Source organism: Citrobacter sp. Ct235, from assembly GCF_030332305.1.
GTDB classification, from domain to species: domain Bacteria; phylum Pseudomonadota; class Gammaproteobacteria; order Enterobacterales; family Enterobacteriaceae; genus Citrobacter_A; species Citrobacter_A telavivensis.
On record NZ_JAOWIC010000049.1, the window covers coordinates 830,764 to 854,148 of the forward strand.

Annotated in this window: 23 protein-coding genes; 10 read left to right on the forward strand and 13 right to left on the reverse strand. The window is 54.0% G+C overall.

The genetic code is table 11. The annotated features are described in order from the left end of the window. Window positions 1-81: 81 nt before the first annotated feature. The gene (locus OGY35_RS21015) at window positions 82-1,215 is read right to left on the reverse strand and encodes a methyl-accepting chemotaxis protein (protein ID WP_152404486.1); all 1,134 of its coding nucleotides are present in this window, start codon (window positions 1,213-1,215) and stop codon (window positions 82-84) included. A gap of 434 nt (window positions 1,216-1,649) precedes the next feature. On the opposite strand from OGY35_RS21015, the gene OGY35_RS21020 reads away from it, so the two are divergent. Next, a complete protein-coding gene (locus OGY35_RS21020; RefSeq protein WP_152404484.1) occupies window positions 1,650-3,764 on the forward strand; it encodes a putative bifunctional diguanylate cyclase/phosphodiesterase in 2,115 nt (704 codons plus the stop codon). Window positions 3,765-3,818: 54 nt separating this feature from the next. Beyond that, entirely contained in the window at window positions 3,819-5,051 is a 1,233-nt protein-coding gene (locus OGY35_RS21025; protein ID WP_286633366.1) for a sensor domain-containing diguanylate cyclase, read from the forward strand. A gap of 46 nt (window positions 5,052-5,097) precedes the next feature. Here the strand turns inward: OGY35_RS21025 and pcaC are convergent, their stop codons facing one another. The 6 genes from pcaC to OGY35_RS21055 are packed head-to-tail and all read right to left on the reverse strand — an operon-like array spanning window position 5,098 to window position 10,161. Further along, complete coding sequence (gene pcaC, locus OGY35_RS21030) at window positions 5,098-5,487, reverse strand: 4-carboxymuconolactone decarboxylase (protein WP_152404480.1); 390 nt, start codon at window positions 5,485-5,487, stop codon at window positions 5,098-5,100. Continuing rightward, a complete protein-coding gene (pcaD, locus tag OGY35_RS21035; RefSeq protein ID WP_286633369.1) occupies window positions 5,477-6,241 on the reverse strand; it encodes a 3-oxoadipate enol-lactonase in 765 nt (254 codons plus the stop codon). The genes pcaC and pcaD overlap by 11 nt, the downstream gene beginning before the upstream one ends. Then, window positions 6,219-7,583, reverse strand: a complete 1,365-nt coding sequence (locus tag OGY35_RS21040; protein ID WP_286633371.1) for a 3-carboxy-cis,cis-muconate cycloisomerase — start codon at window positions 7,581-7,583, stop codon at window positions 6,219-6,221. Before OGY35_RS21040 ends, pcaD begins: the two co-directional genes overlap by 23 nt. A 9-nt stretch (window positions 7,584-7,592) precedes the next feature. Next, on the reverse strand, window positions 7,593-8,795 hold the full coding sequence (pcaF, locus tag OGY35_RS21045) for a 3-oxoadipyl-CoA thiolase (protein ID WP_152406321.1): 1,203 nt from the start codon (window positions 8,793-8,795) through the stop codon (window positions 7,593-7,595). Between the two features lie 9 nt (window positions 8,796-8,804). Further along, window positions 8,805-9,461: a 3-oxoacid CoA-transferase subunit B gene (locus OGY35_RS21050; protein ID WP_152406320.1), complete on the reverse strand. Its 657-nt coding sequence runs from the start codon at window positions 9,459-9,461 to the stop codon at window positions 8,805-8,807. A gap of 10 nt (window positions 9,462-9,471) precedes the next feature. After that, complete coding sequence (locus OGY35_RS21055) at window positions 9,472-10,161, reverse strand: 3-oxoacid CoA-transferase subunit A (protein WP_152404474.1); 690 nt, start codon at window positions 10,159-10,161, stop codon at window positions 9,472-9,474. A 170-nt stretch (window positions 10,162-10,331) separates the two neighbouring features. Between OGY35_RS21055 and OGY35_RS21060 the strand changes: the two genes are divergently transcribed. After that, the gene (locus OGY35_RS21060; protein WP_152404472.1) at window positions 10,332-11,138 is read left to right on the forward strand and encodes an IclR family transcriptional regulator domain-containing protein; all 807 of its coding nucleotides are present in this window, start codon (window positions 10,332-10,334) and stop codon (window positions 11,136-11,138) included. Here OGY35_RS21060 and smrA read toward each other — a convergent pair. Further along, window positions 11,135-11,698 (reverse strand): DNA endonuclease SmrA, encoded by a 564-nt coding sequence (gene smrA / locus OGY35_RS21065; RefSeq protein WP_286633372.1) that lies wholly within the window; start codon window positions 11,696-11,698, stop codon window positions 11,135-11,137. The two genes, OGY35_RS21060 and smrA, sit on opposite strands and share 4 nt — an antisense overlap. A gap of 422 nt (window positions 11,699-12,120) precedes the next feature. Here smrA and ogt point away from each other — a divergent pair, with 422 nt between their 5' ends. From ogt to uspE, 3 genes are all read left to right on the forward strand, one after another. Beyond that, window positions 12,121-12,636, forward strand: coding sequence for a methylated-DNA--[protein]-cysteine S-methyltransferase (ogt, locus tag OGY35_RS21070; RefSeq protein WP_152404468.1), 516 nt, complete (start codon window positions 12,121-12,123; stop codon window positions 12,634-12,636). 194 nt (window positions 12,637-12,830) lie between these two features. Further along, on the forward strand, window positions 12,831-13,583 hold the full coding sequence (gene fnr, locus OGY35_RS21075) for a fumarate/nitrate reduction transcriptional regulator Fnr (protein ID WP_003020397.1): 753 nt from the start codon (window positions 12,831-12,833) through the stop codon (window positions 13,581-13,583). Between the two features lie 150 nt (window positions 13,584-13,733). Beyond that, the gene (uspE, locus tag OGY35_RS21080; RefSeq protein WP_192478953.1) at window positions 13,734-14,684 is read left to right on the forward strand and encodes a universal stress protein UspE; all 951 of its coding nucleotides are present in this window, start codon (window positions 13,734-13,736) and stop codon (window positions 14,682-14,684) included. 43 nt (window positions 14,685-14,727) lie between these two features. Here uspE and OGY35_RS21085 read toward each other — a convergent pair whose 3' ends face one another. Next, window positions 14,728-14,988 carry a DUF2534 family protein gene (locus OGY35_RS21085; RefSeq protein WP_152404464.1) on the reverse strand — a complete coding sequence of 87 codons (261 nt, stop codon included), beginning with the start codon at window positions 14,986-14,988 and terminating at the stop codon, window positions 14,728-14,730. Window positions 14,989-15,220: 232 nt separating this feature from the next. Between OGY35_RS21085 and OGY35_RS21090 the strand changes: the two genes are divergently transcribed. Beyond that, entirely contained in the window at window positions 15,221-16,243 is a 1,023-nt protein-coding gene (locus OGY35_RS21090) for a mechanosensitive ion channel family protein (RefSeq protein ID WP_286633374.1), read from the forward strand. A gap of 53 nt (window positions 16,244-16,296) precedes the next feature. Here OGY35_RS21090 and OGY35_RS21095 read toward each other — a convergent pair whose 3' ends face one another. Beyond that, window positions 16,297-16,680: a VOC family protein gene (locus OGY35_RS21095; RefSeq protein ID WP_286633375.1), complete on the reverse strand. Its 384-nt coding sequence runs from the start codon at window positions 16,678-16,680 to the stop codon at window positions 16,297-16,299. A gap of 98 nt (window positions 16,681-16,778) precedes the next feature. Between OGY35_RS21095 and OGY35_RS21100 the strand changes: the two genes are divergently transcribed. Then, the gene (locus OGY35_RS21100; protein ID WP_152404458.1) at window positions 16,779-17,549 is read left to right on the forward strand and encodes a DeoR/GlpR family DNA-binding transcription regulator; all 771 of its coding nucleotides are present in this window, start codon (window positions 16,779-16,781) and stop codon (window positions 17,547-17,549) included. Window positions 17,550-17,584: 35 nt separating this feature from the next. Here OGY35_RS21100 and OGY35_RS21105 read toward each other — a convergent pair whose 3' ends face one another. Further along, complete coding sequence (locus OGY35_RS21105) at window positions 17,585-19,198, reverse strand: peptide ABC transporter substrate-binding protein (RefSeq protein WP_286633376.1); 1,614 nt, start codon at window positions 19,196-19,198, stop codon at window positions 17,585-17,587. Window positions 19,199-19,381: 183 nt separating this feature from the next. Between OGY35_RS21105 and mpaA the strand changes: the two genes are divergently transcribed. After that, window positions 19,382-20,110: a murein tripeptide amidase MpaA gene (gene mpaA / locus OGY35_RS21110; protein ID WP_152404453.1), complete on the forward strand. Its 729-nt coding sequence runs from the start codon at window positions 19,382-19,384 to the stop codon at window positions 20,108-20,110. Here the strand turns inward: mpaA and ycjG are convergent. Beyond that, window positions 20,085-21,050 carry an L-Ala-D/L-Glu epimerase gene (gene ycjG / locus OGY35_RS21115; protein ID WP_286633377.1) on the reverse strand — a complete coding sequence of 322 codons (966 nt, stop codon included), beginning with the start codon at window positions 21,048-21,050 and terminating at the stop codon, window positions 20,085-20,087. The two genes, mpaA and ycjG, sit on opposite strands and share 26 nt — an antisense overlap. Before the next feature lie 121 nt (window positions 21,051-21,171). Here ycjG and tpx point away from each other — a divergent pair, with 121 nt between their 5' ends. Next, on the forward strand, window positions 21,172-21,678 hold the full coding sequence (gene tpx / locus OGY35_RS21120; RefSeq protein WP_286633378.1) for a thiol peroxidase: 507 nt from the start codon (window positions 21,172-21,174) through the stop codon (window positions 21,676-21,678). Window positions 21,679-21,723: 45 nt separating this feature from the next. Here tpx and tyrR read toward each other — a convergent pair whose 3' ends face one another. Beyond that, on the reverse strand, window positions 21,724-23,265 hold the full coding sequence (gene tyrR / locus OGY35_RS21125; RefSeq protein WP_178827403.1) for a transcriptional regulator TyrR: 1,542 nt from the start codon (window positions 23,263-23,265) through the stop codon (window positions 21,724-21,726). Window positions 23,266-23,385 lie beyond the last annotated feature (120 nt).

Below are 23,385 nucleotides of genomic sequence, written 5' to 3' on the forward strand. Positions count from 1 at the left end.
CCATACCTCGCGCTTTTCTGGTTAGTCTAGCCGTCGACGTATGTTAAGCAACCACTCATTCTCCCATTGTGCTGAAATGGCTCATGAAAACCCGCGAGCATAGCGCTTGTGCACCGGGGGGGATATCTCTTCTGCCGAATCACTTAAACGGAATTGATGTGTTTTTGACTGGAGATCGACAACCTGAGATTTCAGAACATCTGACGATCCTGATAATTCGTCCACCATCAGGGTGTTACTTTGCGTCACTTTTTCCAGTTCGTTCATCGCCAGGGTTATCTGATTAATCCCTTTTTCCTGTTCAGTCGTGGTGGCCGATATTTCGCTCATCAACTGGCTTAATTGCCCTGCACCCTGAACAATTTCCTGCATATTTTTTTCTGTTTCGCCCACAATCGTTGCGCCTTGCTGCACATTTTGATGAGTCACATCGATGAGCCCCCGAATATTTTTCGCGGCCTCTGCACTTCTGTGCGCCAGATTTCGAACCTCCGTCGCCACAACGGAAAATCCTTTTCCGTGCTCTCCTGCACGCGCGGCTTCTACAGCGGCATTCAGCGCCAGAATATTGGTCTGGAACGCAATATCATCAATCAGGGTGATTATTTCTGTCATTTGCTGCGCACACGCCGTAATCGAATGCATATTACTGGCGACCTGAACCATTAATTCGCTGCCCTTGTACGCGCATTGCATCGCGCTGTCGGCCTGTTGGTTGGCGAGTCGCGTGTGGTCAGCGTTGTTGCGGGTACTGGCTGCCATCTGTTCCATACTGGCGGCGGTCTGGATTAATGAGGCGGACTGCTGTTCTGTTTTTACCGATAATTCAGCGCTGCGGGCAGCCAACTGCTCTGACAACAACAGCGCTGTTTTCGAAGAAAGTCGGATCTCCCGCACCAGCGTCGCGATGCTGCCGGATAAACTGTTGATGCCCGGAATGAGTCTCCCGGCACAGTTATTACCAAATTCAGGAATATGAACGGCGAGATTTCCCGCGGTCACCGCCTCAATACTTCTTTTCACCGTATTGATGGGGGTGACAAGATATATTGTCATGTAGCACCATAATGACAGTAGCGCCAGCAGAAAAATGACGTTCATTGCAATGAATACCGGAAATCTCACCGAGTACATTATTTGCACAACATTAATCATGAAAAAAACAAATAGCAGAAATACGAGAATAAATGTTCTGACGCTAATGTGTTTTAACATTTTAAACCTGTTAGAGGTTAATATGGCAGGTCATATTTATATAGCATCAGAAAAGCATATATTCTTCTCGTTTAGCTCTGTATCTCATCTTCACGTTGAGATTAATTAAATTTACCTTAAAGCGGGATAATGGAAGATAAATTTACCTTATGCTTCATGTTAATCATGGAAACGACGACTTTCCCCTCCAGGCTCATGAGATTCTACTCCTGAACAGTTAAGTGACACGACACTCTATGTAACGCGCATTAACCACAGCTTAACTGATTAGATTTCATAACGTTTAAATAAGCACCTTCGCGCTTTTGCCGCTTTTCACCGCAGAACGCTAATGAAGAAGGCGAAAATTTCGGGATTTGTCATTTTTTTTCTCATGCGAAAGGATGAATCCCTGCTAAATTTAACTGCACGACAGACTCTCGATGGAAAGCAAGATGTTGCACGTATCATGGGATCCGGTATTAATCGGCATCTCGTTTCTTGTTGCCTTCATTGCTGCATTTGTCTCCCTCGATAGCGCGGGTAAAGTGGCTATTTCTGCGCGGCGAGAATCGATATTCTGGCGCTTATCGGGGGGTATTACGCTCGGTATGGGGATCTGGTCTATGCATTTCATCGCAATGCTGGCGATGAAAATGAGCATGCCCCTTAACTATCATCTGCCGTTGACCCTTCTCTCCTTTGCTATTGCCCTGCTCGCGGCGTCGTTTGCAATTCACATTGTGATTCCCGGCACACCGCTCTCACGCATCAGACTGCTGGTCGCAACCGTGGTTCTGAGCATGGGAATGGTCGCCATGCATTATGTTGGGATGGCCGCAGTCGTCGGACAAGGTGCCATCATCTGGAATCGGGGGCTGGTAGCCCTGTCCGTTATCATCGCCGTCATGGCTTCCGGTCTCGGCCTGCGACTGGCTTTTTCACAGCAGCAGGATACGCGCCAGACGTTGCTTAACCGGTTGGCGGCGTCACTAATTTTCGCGCTGGCGATCTCCGCCATGCACTACACCGGTATGAGCGCGGCCACGTTCAGTCATCATAGCCACACACTCCACGCGGGACTCAGTCAGGTTGAACTCGCCATCTGTGTCGCGGGTATCACGCTGGTCACGCTGGGCGTGATGCTGGTGATCTCCATGCTTGACTCGCAGGTGCGGGCGTCGCAACTGGCAGAAAACCTCTCCCATCTCAGCGAGAAACTGACCCAGCAAAGTCATTTCGATGCCTTGACAGGGCTGCCCAACCGCGCACAAATCGACACCTGCTTACTGGCCTGTATGGAAGACTCGGCGCTCAACCAGCGGCGGTTTGCCCTTGCTTTTATCGATCTTGACCGTTTTAAAGTCGTCAATGACACCTGGGGTCATCATATTGGCGACCAATTACTGGTAGCCAGTAGCCAGCGCATCCTCGCCTGTCTTGATGACACCATGACGCTTGCCCGCTTAGGGGGAGACGAATTTATTTTATTGATGCCGGAGAACAATACCGAAGCTATCTCCACTCGGATGGACCGTATTGCCAACGCTCTGCGAATGCCTTTCTCTCTCTCAGGCCATGTCATTCGTGTTTCACTCAGCGCCGGGCTCAGCTTCTATCCCGAACACGGTACCACCCCGCATGAGCTACGCGTGAAGTCGGATGTCGCCATGTATCATGTGAAGCAGCAGGGTCGCGACGGCTGGGCCATCTACCAACCGGAAATGGAAGCCCTTGTCACCACCGCGCCAGCCTTTTTACAGGACCTGTCACAGGCGCTGGCGCGTCATGAATTTGAGCTATGGTATCAGCCAAAATATACTGCCAGTGACCGCACTCTGGCCGGGTTTGAGGCGCTGTTGCGCTGGCGGCATCCTGAACAAGGGCTACTGATGCCTGGCGCGTTTCTCCCCACGCTTGAAGATACGGGTCTCATGCTTTCGGTCGGGAAATGGGTGATTCAGCAGGCCTGTTCGCAGCTCTGTCAATGGACCCAGCAAGGACATACCGACTGGTCGCTTGCGATTAACCTCTCTGCGACGCAGTTTGAACAGCATGATATCGTCGATATCGTCTGTAGCGCGCTTGCCCGTTACCAGATCCTGCCGTCCCGGTTAACGCTGGAAATAACGGAAAGTGCCGTGCTAAAAAATCTCGAGCGCAGCACTCAGATCCTGAATAGCTTTTCGACTGCCGGGATCACGGTTTCAATTGATGATTTCGGAAGCGGATATTCAAATATGCTAATGTTGAAATCACTCCCGGCGCGGGAATTGAAGATCGACCGTATCTTTATTAAAGATATCAATGAGAACAACAAGAACAGCAAAATTGTCTCGACGATTATTGATATCGCCCACTCTATGAATTTACGCGTCGTCGCGGAAGGGATCGAAACGCCTGAGCAAGAGCGACTCCTGACGCAGATGGGGTGTGGCGTACTGCAAGGCTTTTTATATGCCCATCCCTTACCGGCACAGCAAATACCGTCACTATTACAAAAGGATAATCTCATTGAACAACTAAACGTTGTTTCCTGTTTATCACCACAACGTTCTATTACATTATAAAAAACTATTCTCGCATGTTCGCAAAATAATGAATAAAAAATAACGGGATTACTGATGATTGCACACAACCTGAATGCACTGGATTTATTAACGCTTCCGGTCTGGATCGTCTCTCCAGGCACCGAAGAATTACTCTTTGCCAATCGTATCGCCAGAGAGATGATGCAAGGATACACCTTCAGCCAACTGCGCAAAGGGGTGTATTCCACCCACGCGCAGACTATCTTACCGAACTATATTACGGATCTTCGCAACCAGCAGGATATTGTCGAAATTCTGACGGTGCCGCGTGAAAATAATCCGGCTGCGCTCACCTGCCGGTTGTCGGTAAAAGACCTGCCGGGATCCGGTGAAGTGATTCTCTTCGAAGGCATTGATACCCCGGCGGCGCAGGGGCTGAAGGCCAGTCGGTCTGCAACCTATCAGCGTAAAAAGCAGGGATTTTACGCCCGATTTTTTCTCACTAACTCCGCCCCCATGCTGCTGATTGACCCCTCCAGAGAGGGACTTATTGTCGATGCCAACCTGGCGGCGCTCAATTTCTACGGCTACAGCCTGGAGGCAATGTGCCAGAAACATACGTGGGAAATCAATATATTGGGTCGGCAGATTCTGCCGATTATGCATGAAATTGCGCGACTTCCGGGCGGGCATAAACCGTTAAATTTTGTCCATAAAATTGCCGATGGCACAACCCGCCATGTGCAAACCTATGCCGGGCCGATTGAAATCTACGGCGACAGACTGATGCTGTGCATCATTCACGACATCACCGAGCAGAAACGCCTCGAACAAGAACTGGAGCGCGCCGCCCTGCATGATGCGTTAACCGGATTGCTCAACCGTCGTCAGTTCTATCAACTGACTGAACAGGGACAGATGCAGCATCTGTCCCTGCCCCAGGATTACAGCCTGCTGCTCATTGATACCGACCGGTTTAAAAGCATTAACGACCTGTATGGTCACCTGAAAGGGGATGAGGTGCTCTGCGAGCTGGCGCGAAACCTGGAATCCTGCGCGCGCAACGGTGATTTAGTGTTCCGCTGGGGCGGCGAAGAGTTTATTCTGCTGTTACCGCGCACCCCGCTGGAGACCGCGCTGCAGCTAGCCGAATCCATTCGCGCCTCGGTGGCGAAAATTGGCCTCCCCGGCCTGCCGCGCTTTACCGTGAGCATTGGCGTGGCCCACCACGAACCTAACGAAAGTATCGATGAGCTGTTTAAGCGGGTGGATGCTGCACTCTACCGGGCCAAAAACGATGGGCGAAACCGGGTGCTCGCAGCCTGAAAACGGTGTCCCCCGACGACGCGCACCGTCGCCGGGGTGTCCGGATTTATTTCCCCGCGGCGTCGCGCTGATCAAAAACCTGCTGCGCCAGATGCAGCGTCGCATTGGCGGCAGGCAATCCGCAGTAAAGCGCCGAATGCATGATCAGCTCTTTCAGTTCCTCACGCGTTACACCGTTGTTGAACGCGGCATTGAGATGCATTTTCAGCTCCGCCTCGCGATTGAGCGCAATCAGCATCGCAATGGTTATCATACTGCGCGTATGCCGATCCAGTCCGGGACGGCTCCAGATATCACCCCATGCATAACGGGTAATGAAGTTCTGAAATTCTTCATTCAGCGGCGTCAGATTTTGCACGGTGCGGTCAACATGCGCATCGCCCAGGACACCCCGGCGTATGGCCATTCCCTGCTGATAACGTTCTTCATCCTGCATGTTGTCCTCCCAGAAACGATAATAACGCCGCGTTCACCGTGGCCGGCGCTTCAATAGTGGATAAGTGGGACGCCTTCACCACGGCCAGCACGGAACCTGCAATACGCTGATGCATAAACCGGGCGTCGCCCACGGTGGTGACCGGGTCATATTCTCCGGCGATCAGCAGCACCGGCCGCGTAATACGGCTAATCTGTTCACGTAAATCAGCCGTAGCCAGCGCATCACAGCAGGCGGCGTATCCTTCTGCTGACGAGTCCGCGAGTTGCTGACACAGGGCTGAGACCGTTTGCGGTGCGGACCGACAAAAGGATTGGCTGAACCAGCGTTCAGGGGCGCTGACGGCAATGTCGCGCAGTCCGTTCTGACGAACATGTTGTGCGCGAGCGTGCCAGCCCGCCTCATCACCGATGCGTGCGGCGCTGTTTATCACCGTCACGCTCAGCATCCTCTGAGGATGATGACAGGCAAGCCAGAGCCCGGTGAGCCCTCCCATCGAGATCCCGCAAAAATGCGCTGCCGGAATATCCAGGTGGTCAAGCAACGCAATCACATCCAGCCCTAACCGGGCGAGATCGATTGGCCCCGTTTTACCCGTAGCACCATGCCCGTGAGTGTCATAGCGTAACACCCGATACTGTGCGCTCAACGCGGCAAGTTGTGGCGCCCACATCGTAAGCGTGGTGCCCAGGGAATTGGATAACACCACCACTGGCGCATCGTCCGGGCCATCAATCTGATAATTCAGTTCCATGCTGTCGTTCCTCGTAACGTGCAAGCACACGTTGAACAAATTGTGCCGCGCTGCCGGTCGCCGTGCCGGGATCCAGTAACGCCGCCAGCTGAGATTCATTAAGATGGGCCATCACCTGCGGGTCATCGACAAGCACCGAATGCAGGGATCGATCGTTTTCTATTGCGCGATGGCACAGCCCTTCAATCAGATGGTGCGCGTCCTGTTTGCCGATAAATGCCGCCAGCGCCAGAGTGACCGCTTCCGCCATCATCAGACCGTGGGTGATGTCCAGGTTGTCACGCATCTTTTGCGGAAAAACCTGCATATGCAGGGCGAGCAGCTGGGTTTCCTCCAGCGCGTGCCCGACCAGCATGACGACCTCCGGCAGGACTTCCCATTCAGCCTGCCAGCCGCCGAGCGCGCGTTCATGCTGCTGTAGCTGACAACCAAAGAGTGTGGCCATCAGCCCAGGCGTTCGCTGCATGGCGGTCAGGATCGCCGCACAGCTTACCGGATTTCGTTTATGCGGCATCGCCGACGATCCGCCCCGACCTGCGGCGGCAGGTTCGCTGACTTCTGCCACTTCAGTCTGCATCAGCAGCGCAAAGTCCTGAGCAAACTTGCCGAGGGTACCGCCAACACCGGCATACCATGCCCCGACTTCTAACAGCCTGTCGCGCTGGGTATGCCAGGGCGTATCCGGCAGCGTCAGCGCCAGTTCCTGCGCAAGCCGTTCTGCCACCGGTAGAGCGTCCTGTCCGAGTGATGCCAGCGTTCCCGCCGCGCCGCCAAACTGCAGCACCTGGACGCGAGGCAGCAACTGTTGCAGGCGTTCCTGCCAGCGCAGCAGCGCATCAAGCGTGCTCGCCAGTTTTAAGCCCCAGGTCACCGGCAGCGCCTGCTGCATCCAGGTACGCCCAGGCATGATGGTGTGCTGGTAGTGCAATGCCTGACGGGCAAAGGTTTCTGTCAACTGACCCAGCGCGCGTTGCGTGTGATTCAGCGCGGCACGCAGTTGCAGCACCAGACCGGTATCGATCGCGTCCTGACTGGTTGCCCCCCAGTGGACGTAGCGCGCCGCGTCAGGATCTGCGCTCTTCACCCGTTCGGTTAAGTGTTTTACCAGCGGAATCGCCAGATTTCCTGCCGCCCGCGCCGATTCCGCCAGCGCGGGCAGATCAAACAACTCCGCGCGACAGGCCTGGGCGATAGGCCCGGCGGCCGTTGCCGGGATCACTCCGCAGGCGGCCTGCGCGCGGGCAAGCGCGGCTTCAAAATCGAGCATTCCCTGGAGAAGCTGTAAATCTGAAAATTCTGCCGTGAGCGCCGTTCCGCGCATCAACGGGGTTAGCAAGGTCATTCCTGCTCCTTACACACGTTCAATAATCAATGCGATCCCCTGACCCACGCCAATGCACATCGTACAAAGCGCATAGCGGCCGCCGGTACGCTGTAACTGATAAGCGGCGGTCATCGCCAGACGACCGCCCGATGCCCCCAGAGGGTGGCCGAGGGCAATCGCGCCACCGTTGGGATTCACCTGGGCGGCATCATCGGGTAGCCCCAAATCGCGCATCACCGCCAGCGCCTGCGCGGCAAACGCTTCGTTAAGTTCGATGACATCCATCTGACTGAGCGTTAATCCTGTTTGTGCCAGCACTTTACGGACCGCCGGTGCCGGACCGAAGCCCATAATTCGCGGGGCGACCCCAGCGGTTGCCACGCCGACAATACGCGCCAGCGGTTGCAACCCCTGCTGTACCATCGCCTGTTCACTGGCGATGAGCAGCGCACAGGCACCGTCGTTGACGCCAGACGCATTGCCCGCCGATACCGTACCGTCGGCGCGGACCACGCCTTTCAGCCTGGCGAGCGCCTCCAGCGACGTTGCGCGCGGATGCTCATCCTCGCGAAAGATCAGCGGATCGCCCCTTTTCTGTGACACTGTCACAGGAATCAATTCTTGCGCGAACAGTCCCTGCTCCTGAGCGGCAGCGGTGCGTAACTGGCTGCGCAGGGCAAACGCATCCTGATCGGTGCGCGATATGCCAAACTCCTGCGCCACGTTTTCCGCCGTTTCCGGCATAGAATCTACACCATAGCGTGCTTTCATTTGCGCGTTGATAAAACGCCAGCCAATCGTGGTGTCTTCGATTTTCATATTCCGGCTGAAGGCGTTTTCTGCTTTACCCATCACGAATGGCGCACGCGACATGCTCTCCACGCCCCCCGCGATCATCAGCTGCGTTTCACCACTTTTAATCGCTCGCGCGGCGATGCCGATGGCATCAAGGCTGGATCCGCACAGACGGTTCACCGTGCTGCCCGGAACGCTTTCCGGTAGCCCGGCCAGCAGCAGCGCCATCCGCGCCACGTTGCGGTTATCTTCCCCCGCCTGATTTGCACAGCCGTAAATCACATCATCAATCAGCGCCGGATCGAGGCCAGGATTACGTTCAAGCAAGGCTTTCAGCACAATGGCGGCCAAATCGTCAGCCCTGACGCTCGCCAGCGTTCCGCCGAAGCGACCAAAAGGGGTCCGCACTGCATCGCAGATAAATGCCTGATTCATCATAGTTCCTTATGCGCTTTGCGCCAGCGGTTCACAGCTCAGCGTTACCGGCGTCAGACGCTGCAACTCCTCAAAAGAGAGACCGTTGAAAATCTCCCGGACAACCGGCCCCGTGTCAGTAATGTCGATCACTGCCAGGTCGGTATAGATACGGCTGACACAGCCCATGCCCGTCAGTGGGTAGGAGCAGTACTCAACCAGTTTGCACTCACCGTCGCGGGTCAGATGGTCCATCATCACGAAAACCTGGCGCGCACCGATCGCCAGATCCATCGCGCCGCCTACGGCGGGAATGGCGTCCGGCGCACCGGTACTCCAGTTGGCGAGATCCCCTGATGCAGAGACCTGATACGCCCCCAGCACGCAGATATCGAGGTGTCCGCCGCGCATCATGGCGAAAGAGTCGCCGTGGTGGAAAAAGCAACCCCCCTGCAACAAGGTGACGTACTCTTTTCCGGCGTTAATCAGTTCCGGATCTTCTTCCCCTTCTGCGGGTTTTGGCCCCATCCCGAGCAGGCCATTTTCGCTGTGCAGGAAAATCTCTTTTTCCGCTGGCAGGTAGTTGGCGATGCGGGTCGGCAAGCCGATCCCCAGATTGACGTATGCTCCTTCCGGAATATCCTGCGCCACGCGTCTGGCCATTTCGTCACGGGATAATTTCTTCATCATTTACTCCTTACGCGCGCAGCGCAGCGTGGGTGAGGTTTTCCAGAGAAAACACGCGCTGGACAAAAATACCGGGCGTGATGACGTGCTCGGGATCGAGTTCGCCCAGCGGGACAATCTGATTCACCTCCACCACGGTGGTTTGCGCGGCGGTCGCCATGATGGGGCCAAAATTGCGCGCCGCTTTTCGATACACCAGATTTCCCCAGCGATCGGCCTGGTGCGCCTTAATCAGCGCAAAATCGGCTTTGATCGGATAGTCGAGTACATAGTTTTTCCCCTCGATGCGGCGAGTTTCTTTACCTTCCGCCAGCGGGGTGCCGTAGCCCGTCGGCGTATAAATGGCTCCCAGTCCGGCCCCGGCGGCCTGAATCCGCGCCGCCAGATTCCCCTGCGGCACCAGCTCCAGCTCAACCTCGCCGCGGCGATACAGCGCGTCAAAAACCTGTGAATCCACCTGACGCGGAAAGGAGCAGATCATTTTGCGCACGCGTCTGGCCTTCAACAGCGCCGCCAGACCGATTTCACCGTTGCCCGCATTGTTATTGATGATGGTGAGGTCGCGAGCACCCTGCGCAATGAGCGCATCGATCAACGTGGTGGGTTGTCCGGCGGTACCAAAGCCCCCAATCATGATGGTGGCACCATCCGGGATCCCGGCGATGGCCTCCTCCAGCGAAGGCACACTTTTATCAATCATCAGCTCGCTCCTTTTGGTGCGTATTTCGCACATTTTTGCGTTGTTCGCACAAAATGTGACCCACTTAACGAAGTCAGGCAAGGGCGATAATCGAAATATGGTGCGATTATCGAACATCATTTATATTTGTACGAAGAATGTGATCCGTGGCGAACAACGAGAGGAAAACAGTGGAAAAACATCCTGATGACCGACTGAACAATGAGGCCGATCCGTTCAAGGGCGACCCTAACTACATGGCTTCACTGGCGCGTGGGCTGGAGGTGATTCAGGCGTTTACGCCGCAACGGCGGGTTATGTCAATATCGCAGATTAGCCAGAAAACCGGGATACCGCGCGCGGCGGTCAGACGCTGTCTGTATACGCTGGGAAAACTGGGATTTGTCTATGCCGAAGATGGAAAAAATTTTGAATTACGCCCACGGATCCTGGCGCTGGGACATGCTTATCTGGCCTCTACGCCGCTGGCACGTGCCACGCAACCGGTTCTGAAGCATCTGAGCGAAATGCTCAATGAGTCCTGTTCCATCGCCACCCTCGACGGTGACGATATTTTGTATATCGCCCGCGCCTCCAGTTCACGCATTATGACCATCGATCTGGACATCGGCAGTCGACTGCCCGCGTGGTCCACTTCAATGGGACGCGTGCTGCTCAGTCATCTTTCTGAGGACAAGCTGAACGACATGCTCGGTCGCATCACCATGATCCGCTACACCTCGCAGACCGTGGATTCCGTCCCCGCCCTGCGCGCCGAACTGAAGAAAGTGCGGCAACAGGGCTATGCATTAAACGATCAGGAACTGGAGATGGGACTGCGATCCATTGCTGTACCGCTGATGAACAGTCAGGGCCAGGTTCAGGCCGCGTTGAACGTGGGAGTACATGCTGGCCAGGTGACGGCGGACGAGTTGCGCAACCGGGTGCTGCCTGAGTTGCAGAAAGCCGCGCAGGAGCTGTCGCTGTTGCTGCATTAACGGCTTCGCTTGGCGTGGCGTTCCCAGTTTTCCTGCTTCGCCTGTGCGGTCTTGCGCAGCGCCACGTAACACGCCCCGCTGCCGCCATGATGCGGCAGCGCCGTGCAATACGCCTGAACGTCGTCGAATTCGGTCAACCAGCGCGCCACGTAGCTGCGTACGATGTTGGCATGTGAGTTATCGTCTCGTCCTTTACCATGAATGATCAGTACGTTACGCAGACCATCCTGTAACGACTGGAGAAGAAAACTGAACAGCTGTTGGCGGCACGCTTCCACCGGTTGACGCAACAGGTTCAGGCTCGCCTGCTGGCTGTACTTCCCTGTGTGCAGTTTATCGAGCACGCCCTGCTGCAATCCCTCGCGACGAAACGCCAGCGGCTGCGTCAGCGGGACGACCTCCAGAAAACCGGTGGTGAAAAAATTATCCAGTTGGAGTGTATCAATGCGCTGCGGGGTACGCGTATTGCGCACGGGTTGCCAGTGTACGTCGGCGCAACGTTTCAGCGGCTGAACATCCTCCATGGCGTCAAGAAATAATGATTTGTCGTCAAGGTTCATGCTCCGTCCTCCCGCTTTTAAAGACAGCCACTATCATAACCGTCGCCCAGAAGGGCGACAACGGTTTACAGATGTTTCCAGTAAACATCGGGATGTCATAAACCCATGATGCACTAAGTACCGTCGATTTTATCCATGATTAACTCATATTGAGTGATTCTAAAATCCATTTGATTTAACTTAGATTTTCGTGAAATCAATCACCCATGATGGCTGGCATCAGTAAACGGTTCTTGCTATAAGACATTACCCGCCACACGGAATAATAACGGGAACACATGAAGGATAAACTGCTGTGTGTACTGTAGAGTCTGGCGGATGTCGACAGGCTCTATTTTTTTATCCCAAATCAGAGGTATAGCGCAGCTGACGACGACCATGATACGTTGACGCCCACCGACTGCATGCCAACGAGGCAACCGATGCTGACACTACTGGAAGAGAAAATGATGACCCCGCTGGGTCCGCTTTGGGTGATTTGCGATGAGCAATACAGGCTGCGCGCCATCGAGTGGGAACAGTACAGCGATCGTATGGTGCAACTGCTGGATATCCATTACCGCGCTGAAGGTTATACCCGCATCAGCGCGACGAATCCGGGCGGCCTGTGCGATAAACTTGCCGACTACTTTGCCGGCAACCTCAGCGCGATCGATTCGCTGCCTACCGCCACCGGCGGTACCCCTTTTCAGCGGGAAGTCTGGCAGACATTACGCACCATTCCTTGTGGTCAGGTGATGCACTACGGCCAGTTGGCTGAACAATTGGGACGTCCTGGGGCCGCGCGGGCGGTTGGCGCGGCGAACGGTTCGAATCCAATCAGCATTGTGGTGCCCTGCCACCGCGTCATCGGACGCAACGGCACCATGACCGGTTATGCTGGCGGCGTGCAGCGGAAAGAGTGGCTGTTGCGCCATGAAGGTTACCTGTTGCTGTAATATCCAGGCAATTCGTGCCTTCTTGCTCACACTTTTACGTAAAGACGCCACACGGAAAGTATGGATTTTCAAAGAGATAGAAATAATTTGCTCACGTATACCAGAATTATCCGCTATTGGGGTTAGCTCAGACTTACGTGCTCACCAAAAAGATGTTAAAATTGACAAATATCAATTACGGCTTGAGCAGACCTATGATCCCGGAAAAGCGAATTATACGGCGCATTCAGTCTGGCGGTTGTGCTATCCATTGCCAGGATTGCAGTATCAGCCAGCTTTGCATCCCGTTCACACTTAACGAGCATGAGCTTGATCAGCTTGATAATATCATCGAGCGTAAAAAGCCGATCCAGAAAGGCCAGACGCTGTTTAAGGCGGGTGATGAGCTGAAATCGCTCTATGCCATTCGTTCCGGTACGATCAAGAGCTATACCATTACTGAACAAGGCGATGAGCAGATAACAGGCTTCCACCTCGCGGGCGACCTGGTCGGTTTCGACGCGATCGGTAGCGGTCATCATCCGAGTTTTGCGCAGGCACTGGAAACCTCAATGGTCTGTGAAATCCCGTTTGAGACACTTGATGATCTGTCCGGCAAAATGCCGAACCTGCGTCAGCAGATGATGCGTCTGATGAGTGGTGAGATCAAAGGCGACCAGGATATGATCCTGTTGCTGTCGAAGAAAAACGCGGAAGAGCGTCTGGCGGCATTTATCTATAACCTGTCCCGTCGCTTCGCGCAGCGAGGCTTCTCTCCACGTGAATTCCGACTGACCATGACCCGCGGGGATATCGGTAACTACCTGGGCCTGACCGTTGAAACGATCAGCCGTTTGCTGGGTCGTTTCCAGAAGAGCGGGATGCTGGCGGTGAAAGGGAAATACATCACCATCGAAAACAGTGATGCGCTGGCGGTACTCGCCGGACACACCCGTAACGTTGCTTAATCTTTCCGCAACCCTTCTGAAACCCTTCTGTCGAATCGCTAAATTTTCCTGATTTATTGATCTGACAGAAGGTTCTTCCCTGTTTCAATTCACATTCTTGGGTTACTCTTTTAGTTACAAACTGCGATGACAGTTGTAAGGAGACCCTGTATGGCTATGTATCAAAACATGCTGGTGGTTATCGATCCGAATCAGGACGATCAACCTGCGTTACGGCGTGCGGTTTATTTGCATCAACGGATTGGTGGCAAAATTAAAGCCTTTTTGCCGATCTACGACTTTTCCTACGAGATGACCACCCTGCTGTCGCCTGATGAGCGTACAGCCATGCGTCAGGGCGTCATTAGTCAGCGGACAGCCTGGATACGCGAACAAGCAAAATACTACATCGAAGCAGGTGTTCCTGTTGACATTAAAGTGGTCTGGCACAACCGTCCTTTTGAAGCCATTATTCAGGAAGTCATTAGCGCCGGGCACGATCTGGTGCTGAAGATGGCGCACCAGCATGACAGACTGGAAGCGGTTATCTTTACACCGACCGACTGGCATCTGCTGCGTAAATGCCCAAGCCCGGTGTGGATGGTAAAAGACCAGCCCTGGCCGGAAGGCGGTAAAGCACTGGTAGCGGTAAACCTCGCCAGCGAAGAACCCTACCACAATGCGCTGAATGAAAAGCTGGTGAAAGAGACGCTACAACTCGCCGAGCAGGTCAATCATACTGAGGTGCATCTGGTCGGGGCCTATCCTGTCACCCCTATCAATATCGCCATTGAACTGCCGGAATTTGATCCCAGCGTCTATAACGATGCGATTCGCGGTCAGCACCTGCTGGCAATGAAAGCGCTGCGGCAAAAATTCAGCATCGACGAGAAAGTCACGCACGTCGAGAAAGGATTGCCGGAAGAGGTGATCCCCGATTTAGCAGAACATCTGCAGGCGGGGATTGTGGTTCTGGGGACGGTGGGACGTACCGGGATTTCCGCCGCGTTCCTGGGCAACACGGCGGAACAGGTCATCGATCACCTGCGTTGCGACCTGCTGGTCATCAAGCCCGATCAGTACCAGACGCCTGTTGAACTTGATGACGATGAAGACGACTAACGCGTCGTGAAAGAAACCAAAGGCCCGAATAATCGGGCCTTTTTTATTGTTTGTCCTCACCGCCGAGGAAGTAAATCCCCAACGGGATGGCGAGCAGCACAGTGAAAACAAGGCTATAGACGAAAATCATTGATGACTGAATGATATACATCGACGTCGTCCAGTCAGAAAGCGGAATATCATACTGTTCAATCACCCCGCCGATCGTGGCGCGTGTGACAACCGAGGCGGCAATGATAAACACCCCCAGCAGGCACAGCAGAAACTTTTTGCCCTTCGCCGTCTTTAGCTTTTCCATCATCATAATGCCCTTCTGTTACTGAAAGTCCGTTACTTTAGCGCAACAATACCATGACAATGCGCAAAAGTCTTCACGCACAAATGCGCCACATTGAAATCTTATTGGTATGAAAACGCCGATATCACTATTTATCGCCACGATTCTTTGATGACTCGATTGTTTATCCTGAGTATCATGATTAAGACTGTGGCTATATTGCTGTTATTTAAAAGGGACCGGAATACCGGGGATAACGATGTTTACTGACCTGTTTGTAAAAAACATCTTCAATGTGACGGTTATTTTAAGTAGCCTTTTCAGCTTAATTCTGATGAATTTTTGGTTTCATCACGGTAATAAAAAGAAGAAAGGGTTTGTTCTGCATGTCATCCAGTTTCTTATTTACACCCTGATCATTAGTACATTGGGTAGCGTCGCGAATACGGTCATTGTGCATTATCATATCAGCGCAATCTCATCCAGTTTTGTCGACTTTGTCTGTACTTCACTGATTGCGCTGATTCTGACCCTGAAACTGTTTCTGCTCATTAACCAGTTTGAAAAATCGCAAATAAATAAAGGTCATGATATCACCCGCGCGAGAATTTTATCGCGGATAATCAAAATCACCCTCGTTATCGTCATCATTCTGCTGTATGGCGAACACTTCGGTATGAGTCTGTCGGGATTACTGACCTTCGGCGGAATTGGCGGTATCGCGGTCGGGATGGCCGGGAAAGATATTTTGAGCAATTTCTTTTCAGGAATCATGCTCTATTTCGACCGCCCTTTCAGCATCGGTGACTGGGTGCGATCTCCGGATCGCAATATTGAAGGCACCGTGACGGAAATTGGCTGGCGGATGACCAAAATCACCACTTTTGATCATCGACCCTTATACGTTCCCAACTCGATTTTTTCCTCGATTAGCGTCGAAAACCCAGGCCGCATGAGTAACCGGCGAATCAACACGGTTGTCGGGTTACGTTACGAAGATGCCAGCAAAATCGGTGCTATCGTCGCTGATATACGGCAGATGCTACAAACCCATAATGATATCGATCAGCAACAAACGCTGCTGGTCTATTTCAATGGCTTTGGCGACTCCTCGTTAAATATCATGGTGTATTGTTTTACCCGCACCACGATCTGGGAGGAGTGGCTGGCCGTACAGCAACAGGTTTATCTTAATATTATTGATATTGTACAGAATCATGGTGCTGACTTTGCCTTCCCGAGCCAGACGCTCTATATCAATGAAACCGGTAGCGGTTCGTGACGTTTACTATCCCAGCCCCGGACATCGCGATCCGGGACTGGGGATCCCTCTCCTCACTCGACAATTTCGATGAAATTCCCGTCCGGGTCCTTGATGACTGCTTCATAGTAACCATCCCCGGTGGTACGTGGCGGCGAAACCAGAATCCCCTGTGCCCGCGCTTTTTTCGCCAGCATATCCACTTTTTTTACACTACCCACCGCGATCGCCAGATGAACCCATCCGGTTGTCTGGTTATCCGGTCGCTGAGCACGCAACCCCGGTTTTGTCATCAGTTCAATGGCAATGTCATCGCCGATGCACACAAAATAGGACTCGAATCCGGGATTGTTCTTGCTGCTGTATTTTTCATTGAGCGTACCGCCAAAAAACTCTACCCAAAAGCGCGCCTGTGCCTCCAGTTCCGTGGTCCATAGCGCCATGTGTGCGATTTTCATGTTTTACCTCGTCTCAGCCCGTCAGAATGTTGACAGCAGCGATCGTTTTGCCCGATCATGCTTTTTATTGCTCGATGATATGGTTTTCAGGATTTATTATGCTCGATTATGCAGCTTTCCCGGAACAACGACAAGCCCTGATTCAGCAGATCCTGCAGGAGAATGGGCGTGTGGTATGCAGCGACCTCGCCTCCCGACTGAACGTGTCGGAACACACCATTCGCCGCGATCTTCACGAACTCAGTAAGGAAGGTATTTGCAAAAAAGTGTATGGCGGCGCGGTAATGATGCTGCCAGAGGCCGGTGACTATGCGGTCCGCAAAACGAAGAAACCCGATCAAAAGAGCAGCATCGCGCAAAAATGTGCACGACTGGTCAAATCAGGCAGTTGTATTTTTATCGACACCGGCACGACCAACCTGGCAATGGCGGAAGCGCTCCCGGCAGAACTCTCTCTGACCGTGGTCACCAATTCACCGGAAATCGCTGCCGTACTGCTAAAAAAGCCGCTGTATGACGTCATCATGCTCGGCGGTCAGTTGCAGCGTTCTTCCGGCGGTTGCGTCGGCGCATCGGCGATCGCTCAGGTTCAGGGAATGTTGTTTGATCAGGGCTTTATCGGCGGCTGTGCGATGGCACCAGAATCCGGTCTGACCGGGTTCGATTATGCCGACTGTGAATTCAAGCGCGCGGTGCTTCAACAGTGCAATGAAACCATTGTGGCGCTGACGGCAGACAAAATCCCGGCGGTGGCTCGCTATGTTGTCGCCCGAAGCAGTGAAATTGACGTTATTGTGGTTGAGGCGAACATCAGCAAGGAGTATTGCGAGGCGTTTCGCGAACATGATATTCGCATTTACACGGTGTAATCAGCAGGCGCGATCCCGCGCCCGCTGACGGATTGTTAGTGCTTAATGATGTACATGGTCCGGCTATAAGCCACATCTTCCGGGTTCATGATCGGATACCCTTTCAGCCACGGTTTGATTAAGCGCCCGTTGGTGTACTGATAAATTGGCGCGATCGGCGCCTGCTCCATGAGGATTTTTTCCGCCGCATTGTAATCCGCGTTACGAGCTTTATCGGTATTTTCCATCGTCGCCTGGGTGATGACTTTGTCATACGCCGGGTTGTTAAAACGGGAAATATTGCCGGAGTGTGTTGAGGTCAACAGCGACAGGAAGGTGGAAGGCTCGTTGTAATCCCCCACCCAGGAAGCGCGAATCACATCGAAGTTCCCGGTGTTACGGCTGTCGATGTAGGTTTTCCACTCCTGGTTTTGCAGCTTGACATCCACACCTAAATTTTTCTTCCACATCGAGGCTACCGCGATGGCGATTTTCTGGTGGTTCTCAGAGGTGTTGTACAGCAGCGTCAGATTCAGCGGCTTCTGCGGGCCGTATCCCGCCGCACGCAACAGCGTTTTTGCCTGCGCGTTCAGCTCTTCCTGACTCATTTGCTCAAAGGGCGACGGTTCAGGCGTAAAGCCGGCAGTGACGTCCGGCGTAAAATGCCAGGCCGGTTTTTCCCCGGTCCCCAACACCTTCTCCGCCATAATGCGACGATCGATGGTCATGCTCAGCGCCAGACGCACGCGGGGATCCGCAGTAGGGCCTTTTTGCGTGTTAAACGCATAGTAATAGGTTCCCAACTGGGGTGGCGTATAGACCTGACCAGGAATGTCCTTCAACAGCTTCTGGTACATATTTTTGGGGAACGACTCGGTGATGTCGATGTCACCCGCCAGGTAACGTTTAGTGGCTGAGGACTCCTGATTGATAGGCAGGAAGGTCACCTTTTGCAGCACCGTTTTACCGTTATCCCAGTAATGGCTATTCGGCACCACCACCAGCTTTTCATTCACCACGCGATCCTGCAACACATAGGCGCCGTTACCAATCAGATTACCCGGTTTGGTCCAGTCTTTACCGCTTGCCACGTTGGCTTTTTGTACCGGATAAAACGCAAAGCTGGCGGTGAGATTGGCGAACCACGGCAGCGGTTTATCCAGTTGTACTTTCAGGGTGCGAGCGTCAATGGCGGTCACGCCGAGCTTATCGGGCGTCATTTTGCCATCAATAATCGCCTGGGCGTTATTCACCCCCGCCAGCGCGGCAAACCAGGCAAAAGGTGACAGCGTTTTCGGATCTACCAGCCGCTGCCAGCTATAGACAAAATCCTGCGCGGTCACCGGGGTACCGTCTGACCAGCGCGCATTATCGCGCAGCGTAAACGTCCAGATCCGATTGTCGTTGCTTTTCCACTGCGTGGCGACGCCAGGCACGATTTCGCCCTTCTCGTTCTGGTTCACCAGCCCTTCATACAGGTCACGAATAACCTGAATTTCCGGCAGTCCAACGGCTTTTGCCGGGTCAAGCGTCGCAGGTTCATCTTTTATATGGCGAACCAGCTCCTGCTTCTCTGCCAGTACCGTTGTGCTGGGAACATCCGCAGCATATGACAGAGAAATGCTGCTAACCAACAGCGCACAACAGGTTACTGAAACAGAGTGCTTCATAGAGTCCCCTCAATCCGGCTTAGTCACGATGGCGTAATTATTTGTTTCGCCTGAAGGAAATGCAAACAACTTCCTGCAGAAAATTGATATTACGACTAAAAATCAGTGCGTGTGAAAACGATTTGATTATCGGCCAGATTTGCACAACACTGCGAGTAATAATCCCTGAATTCAGAGACGCTTATGACCGTTACCCGCCCTCGTGCACAACGCGGCGCCTTTCCGCCAGGAACCGAACATTATGGACGTTCACTGTTGGGGGCTCCGCTGATCTGGTTTCCGGCTTCCGCCGCCAGTCGCGACAGTGGTTTGATTATTGCGGGAACGCACGGTGACGAAAACGCGTCGGTGGTCACGCTCTCCTGCGCGCTGCGCACGCTGACGCCGTCACTGCGCCGCCACCATGTGATCCTCGCGGTAAACCCGGACGGCTGTCAGCTAGGTTTACGTGCGAATGCCAACGGCGTCGATCTCAATCGCAATTTTCCGTCAGCCAACTGGAAAGCCGGGGAGACGGTTTATCGCTGGAACAGCGCTGCACAAGCGCGTGACGTGGTGCTGTTGACGGGAGAGCATCCGGGTTCGGAACCGGAAACTCAGGCGCTATGTCAGTTGATTCATCGCATTCACCCCGCGTGGGTCGTCTCCTTCCATGACCCGCTGGCCTGCATTGAAGATCCCAAAAGCAGTGAACTCGGTGAATGGCTGGCGCAGGCGTTCGAACTGCCGCTGGTGACCAGCGTGGGTTACGAAACGCCCGGCTCTTTCGGCAGTTGGTGTGCGGACCTGGAATTACACTGCATCACTGCGGAATTTCCGCCGATCTCATCCGATGAGGCCAGCGAGAAATATCTACAGGCGATGTCCACGCTCCTGCGCTGGCATCCTAAAGATGAAGTTGTCCGGTCGTAAAGTGCAGCGCGGGCTCGACATCGACAGCCAGCCAGGTAGGGCCATCAAGATCGGCAAAACTGACCTGCGGCGTCAGCGGTAATGCGGCTGTAATCGCCCGTGACGTGCAAAGCATGCAACCCAGCATCAGCGCAAATCCCTGTTCGCGCGCGTCGGCAGCCAGCGCCAGCGCCTCGGTCAGTCCACCGGTTTTGTCCAGCTTGATATTGACCATTTCATAGCGCCCGTGCAGCGCTTTCAGGCTGCTACGGGTATGACAACTCTCATCCGCGCAGACCGGCAGCGGATGGATGAAATTTTCCAGCGCCGCGTCATCCTGCGCCGGAAGCGGTTGTTCCAGCATCGCCACGCCGAGATCGGCTAACAGTTGACAGCGTGCCGCCAGCCCTTCCGCCCGCCATGACTCATTGGCATCGACAATCAGGGTCGCCTCCGGTGCCGCAGACCGAATCGCCACCATGCGTTCACTGATCAGCCGATCGTCCAGTTTCACCTTCAACACTCTGGCGCCGGCTTCCCACAGCGCCGCCGCGCTGGCCGCCATTTGTTCCGGTGTGCCAATCACCACGGTCTGCGCAGTGGCAATTGTCTCGGGCAACGCCACGCCAAGCGTTTCCGTCAGCGTTTGCTGTTGCTGACGGGCATGCAGATCCCACAATGCACAGTCAACCGCGTTACGCGCCGCGCCGGCGGGAAGCAGTTTCTGTAGCGCGTCCCGGGTCAGTCCTTTTTCCAGTTGCGGCGCTATGCTCATGATTTGCGCCATCACGGACGCATCGCTTTCCCCGTAGCGCGGATAGGGCGTGCACTCGCCCGTCCCTTTCACGCCCTCTTCTTCCAGTTCAACCACCACGACACGCGCCTCGCTGCGGCTGCCACGGGCAATCACAAAGGGGGTATGTAACGGCCAGGCTTCCTCGTATACCTTCACAGAACGCATTTTTTCTCCTTAAACCATGACGTGGTGGTTTGTGCGCTACACCGAAATAGCGTTTGCCGTGTTATTGGCTGTTGGCATAAACTAGCTGTGACGTTAACTATATGTAAACAGGAAGATAACCATGTCACAAACCGTTCATTTCCAGGGCAACCCGGTTGCAGTCGCCAACTCCATTCCTCAAGCGGGTAGCAAAGCGCAGCCTTTTACCCTCGTGGCAAAAGATCTGTCTGACGTCGCACTGAGCCAGTTTGCAGGCAAACGCAAAGTGCTGAACATTTTCCCGAGCATCGATACCGGCGTTTGCGCGGCATCGGTACGTAAGTTTAACCAACTGGCCACTGAAATCGACAATACCGTCGTACTGTGTGTGTCTGCGGACCTGCCGTTTGCTCAGTCCCGCTTCTGTGGCGCAGAAGGTCTGAGCAACGTTATCACGCTGTCCACGCTGCGTAACGCTGAGTTCCTGAAAAACTACGGCGTTGAAATCACTGAAGGCCCTCTGAAAGGCCTGGCCGCTCGCGCGGTGGTGGTTCTGGATGAAAGTGACAATGTCATCTTCAGCCAACTGGTGAATGAAATCACTAACGAGCCTGACTATGCCGCCGCACTGGAATTGCTGAAAGCGTAAGTCATCCCGGCATACAAAAATGCCTCCATGTTGGAGGCATTTTTTTTACTCTTCACCCTTCTTCTGGTTCAGGCCATATTCGCGCAGCTTATTCGCAATCGCGGTATGAGAAACCCCCAGACGTTTCGCCAGCTTGCGCGTACTTGGATAACTGCGGTACAGCTGGGTTAACACCGAGCGCTCAAAGCGGCTGGTGATGTCATCCAGAGAACCTTCCATCGCATCTTCACCGACTGCAACCGTCGTCGCATCGTAATCCGGCAGCAAAATATCCTGCGGCCGCAGCTCGTAACCTTCAAGCTGCGTCAGCGCCCGGTAGACGGCGTTTTTCAGCTGACGCACGTTGCCTGGCCAGCCGTAGCGGGTCAACACCGTACTGAGATCGGCAGCCAGTTTGGGGCGCGGGACACCCTGTTCATCGGCAAAACGCGCCACGAACAGTTCGGTCAGCGGCATGATATCCTGCGGACAATCGCGCAGCGGCGGCAAATTCAGCGTCAGCACGTTAAGGCGATAATAGAGATCTTCGCGGAACAGTCCTTTCTGCACCAGTTCAACGAGATTCTTTTGCGTCGCGCAGATCACACGCACATCGACATGGACCTCATGATCTTCCCCCACCCGGCGGAACGTGCCGTCATTGAGGAACCGCAGCAGTTTAGTCTGCATACGTGGCGACATTTCGCCAATCTCATCAAGCAGCACCGAACCGCCGTTCGCCTGCTCGAAGAAGCCTTTTTTGCCTTCCGGCGCATGGCCGAACAGTTCGCTTTCCACCGCATCTTCAGGAATCGAGGCGCAGTTGAGCGCCAGATACGGTTTACCCGCACGCGGGCTGGCCTGATGACAGGCATGGGCAAACAGATCTTTACCGGTGCCGGTATCGCCGATAATCAGCAGCGGCGCACTCAGCATTGCCAGTTTGCGCGCCTGTTCAACAACGTGTTTCATTTTGCCGCTGACGGCGATGATCTGGCTGAAAGCGCTCACATCCTGGGTCGCCAGATTCTGCAACTGACGCCCCATCCGAATGGTTGAACGTAGCATTACCACCGCCCCGGTGAGCATGGTTTCGTCAGCTTCCCCTTGCAGAAAGACCGGCGTGATTTCCATCAGGAAATTCTGCCCGTTGATCACCACATGTTCGTTGTGGGAGGTCTGCGGATTGCCCTCCAGCCAGCGCTGGAAGTTAAAACCGTTTATCAGTTGCGCGGCGGTGTGGTTGCGCATTCGCTCCGGGTTTAGCGCAAAGAGCTGGCAACTCGCCGGGTTCGCCATCTCAATTTTACTTTTCAGATCCAGTGACAGGACGGGTTCAGGCAGCGCCTCAAGCAGCGCGCTGAGCGCCAGATGTTCACGCTCTGACGGCATCCACGGCACGGTGCGTACGTCGGTAACGCCCGCAATGCGGCGGATTTCAGCCATCAGGCTACTGAAGTTAGTGAACTCCAGTTCGGCAAAGTTAAGGTAGATTCGCCCGATGGGGTCAATCTCGATACCGCGCAAATCTATGCTTCGTAGCACCAGTAAATCGAGTAATTCGCGAGTCAGACCGAGTCGGTCTTCACAAAAGACTTCCAGACGCATGGGGGGACCTTCACCTGAATAATGAGCTATAGATAAGATGATAAGCCAGGAATGGGGAAGCAGGAAGGATTCTGTCAACAAATATTGACAGCATGACGGAAAAACAGGCGGTTCGGCGTA